This is a genomic window from Nostoc sp. CALU 546 (assembly GCF_048836525.1).
The window spans coordinates 1-3317 of sequence record NZ_JAWJTF010000240.1 but is presented as its reverse complement, the minus strand read 5'-3'; the positions used below and the strand labels follow the sequence as shown (position 1 = coordinate 3317).

Annotated in this window: 2 protein-coding genes; one reads left to right on the top strand and one right to left on the bottom strand. The window is 39.3% G+C overall.

Going from position 1 to position 3317, the window contains the following annotated elements; genetic code table 11:
- Window positions 1-112 precede the first annotated feature (112 nt).
- The gene (locus tag RRG12_RS42095) at window positions 113-1852 is read right to left on the bottom strand and encodes a diflavin flavoprotein (protein WP_069073286.1); all 1740 of its coding nucleotides are present in this window, start codon (window positions 1850-1852) and stop codon (window positions 113-115) included.
- Window positions 1853-3034: 1182 nt separating this feature from the next.
- Here RRG12_RS42095 and RRG12_RS42090 point away from each other — a divergent pair.
- On the top strand, window positions 3035-3317 hold a 283-nt coding region (locus tag RRG12_RS42090; RefSeq protein WP_420763223.1), incomplete at its 3' end, for a helix-turn-helix domain-containing protein.

The window sequence follows — 3317 nt, the reverse complement described above, 5'->3', positions numbered from 1 at the left end:
AACAGGGAACAGGGAATAGGTTATAGAGTATGGATCATAGGAAACAGGGGATAGTTTTCTTTTCTGTCCCCTGTCACCTGTCCCCTGTCACCTATTACCTCTTCCCTATTTCTTAGTAGTAATTACCTACTTTGCGATGGCGAACAGCTGTCAGCCCATCGTTTTTGGAAACACGACCTTCTTGGACGGTGCAGTATAAAATCCAGTGGTCGCTGCATTCCATGCTGCTCTGTATTTCACATTCCATGTATGCCAGAGCATCTGTCAGAATTGGTGAACCGTTTTTCGCGGTTTGAGTTTTTACTCCCGCGAAGCGATCAGCACCGGGATGCAAGCGCTTGAGGAAGTGTTTCTTGAGTTCTTGATAATTGCCTTCTTCCAAAACGTTGAGGACGAAGCGATCGCCTACTTGCATTAAGGAATCAATGGCGCGGTCTTTAGCAACGGCAATTGTGAATCCTAATGGTTGCAAACTCGCTTGCGTTACCCAGGATGCCAGCATTGCACTGGATACATTTTCTTTTTTAGTTGTGACTATATATAGTCCGCTGCTAATGCGACCCAGCGCCTTTTCCATGTTGACATCAAGGGACTTGATTTGCTTGATGTTGCGATCGCGCACTAGCAATTGTCCGATGTCTTTACCCGCTTCTTCACACAACTGGAATGTTGATGCGCTGGGAGCCTCTCTAATCCGAATCGCTGGGAAGGCTTCTTTGATGCCAGAATCGAGAAATTTTCTTCGGAGTGTATCAATGGGTTCATCATCCCCACCGTAACATTCAAACAGCCCAATCAGTTGCTTGTTCTTGGCGACAGCTAGCACCGAACTGATGCTAGCTTGGGCGGCGGCGGAGGTAGTTGGAGGCATACCAATAATGATGCCTGCTGCTCTCCCAGCTAGTTCTTGAATTTCTTGGCTTTCAGCAGTACTCAGATCCAGTACTTCTACGCCAACGCCAGTTTTCAGTATACCTTCGGCAATTGCGTGACCAAGGCGTTCACCATACCCATATTCTGAGACAAAAAACAAGCCAACTGTTGTTTCTGCTTTAGCTTGTTTTTGGCTCCAATTTTCGTAGCACCCGGTTAGAACATCTAAGTGGTGGTATAATAAAGGCCCGTGACCATTGGCGATTATATTAATCTTCCCTAGCTCACCCATCCGCTTCATCGCATTCAGCAGCGAACGAGCGTTAGGGCCCATTAAGCAGTCATAGTAAAATCTAAAGTCAGCTTCGATCGCTTCTAAATCTTCATCGAAGGTGCGATCGTCACAGAAGTGCATCCCAAAAGCATCACAGGTATAGAGAATTTGGGTTTTGCGGTCAAAGCTAAAGATTGTATCCGGCCAGTGCAGGTTAGGCGCACTCACGAATTCCATTTCGTGTCCTTTGCCGATATCTATGCGATCGCCACTTTTGACAATCCGCTTGGAAAAAGGATCGTGTACTAAGCCTTCTAAAAACTGAAGTGCAACTTTTGAGGCTAAGACGGTAGCTCTAGGAGCTAACTGGAGGACATCTTCTACTAAGCCGCTATGATCTGGCTCTGTGTGACTAACAATTATGTAATCAATTGTCTTGGGGTTAACAAGACCTTTGAGAGTCTCTAAATACAGGTGACGAAACTTCTGGTGAGAAGTATCAATCAAAACTGTTTGTTCGCCCCTAATTAGATATGAATTATAGGTTGTACCGTTTTGCAGTCCGAATTCGATATCGAAGCGATCGCGATCCCAATCAAGAGAGCGAATCGCCGTTGTATTAGGGGCAATTTCTACAGTTTGTATAGTTAACCGATGTTGAACGTTCTCTGCGTGGGCATCGCCGGTCGTAGACATCGCTACCATTATTCGTCTCCGATCGCAAATTAACAGGTTTTTCTTCTGCCCCCATTCTCTCTATTATTTTTTGTTTAAGTTGTAATAAATATCAGTTTTTGAAAAATTTAACTTGTATCAATTATGGCTGTTTTTTAGCAAAAAATATGACTCGGAAATATACTACATATTAATTTTTTCTAAGAATTTACTGAGTAGTTAATTTTGCTATTTATCTATTCATGTCTTAATTCAAAAATATCATCTCTATTATATTATTTGACAATAAAAACTGAAAACCTGCAAACTAAAAAAAATTACACGTTTAAGACTGTTATATTAGCCTTTATTTTTGAAAATGACCTATAAATGCTAATTACAGACCATAATTTACAAATAAATCTGATGATTGTGGCACACATTATTGAGCGATCGCAAAATAAATATCTTAAAAAAATAGATTGAAATATCAATCATAAAAAGCTGGTTTTTTTAAGATACTCTCTTACAACTAAGTATAAAAGTGGGAAAGGTAGGAAAGGTAGGAAAAGTAAGATAAGTTGTTTTAGATTTTAAATCTACATCAAATAAAGCTGCTAACACTGCTTTCTCAAATTGGTATTGAATATATTTTTATCTCAAGCAAGAATCTAGTTGTGTAAAATATAAATTTTATGTAAACTTGATGAAGCAGATACTTTTTTGGAGATTAGCAAAGCAATTTTGCAGAGACTAGTTGAATCAAAAGAAACTAGGCTTGCATATCTTTTTTTATTCATCCAAATGGAAAATAGCGTAAAAATCATTTTTAAAGTTTCCATAAATCTCCGTAACCATACGAATCATCTCAGAAGTTTGGTGATACAGTCCTTTATTATCGACTTTAGACATTAATCAGAATAACGCCAGCAAATTCTTATTTTCATAGCCATAAGCTACAGCTTCAGGCTATTAAATAAATTTGCCTATACAGGCTAATGGTGTCATCTCTGATATGCCTAACTTTTTACAAAAATTGCTGATGATAAATTGCAAACTTTGATAATGTTCTCGATCCAAATACTTATCACGTAGCAGTCTTCTAGACGCTGACAACCTTAATACTTGTAGTTTAGCTTTTAGAGAGTGTAATAAAATACCAAGCTACTTAAGTATATAGGCGTAAATAGACATAAAAATGGCAAAAATTTATTTCATAAAAGGTTATTAACTATGGGATGCCGATTAAAAGTCTTTCTAACTGAGGAAGAAAAGCTGACTTTAGAAGAGTTGAGAAAAGCCAAAGATGTACCTCAACGTACTAGGGATCGTGCTCAAGTTTTACTACTGAATACTCGCGGCTTAAAAAATGAGCAAATTGCTAAAGGCCTGAACTGGGCGATTTCAACAGTACGTCAAACCCTTCATCGCTGGGAAAAGATGGGTTTAGTGGGTTTATGGGATGCTCCTGGCCGAGGAGGAAAACCGCGATATTCGGAATCAGATTTGGTTTCAT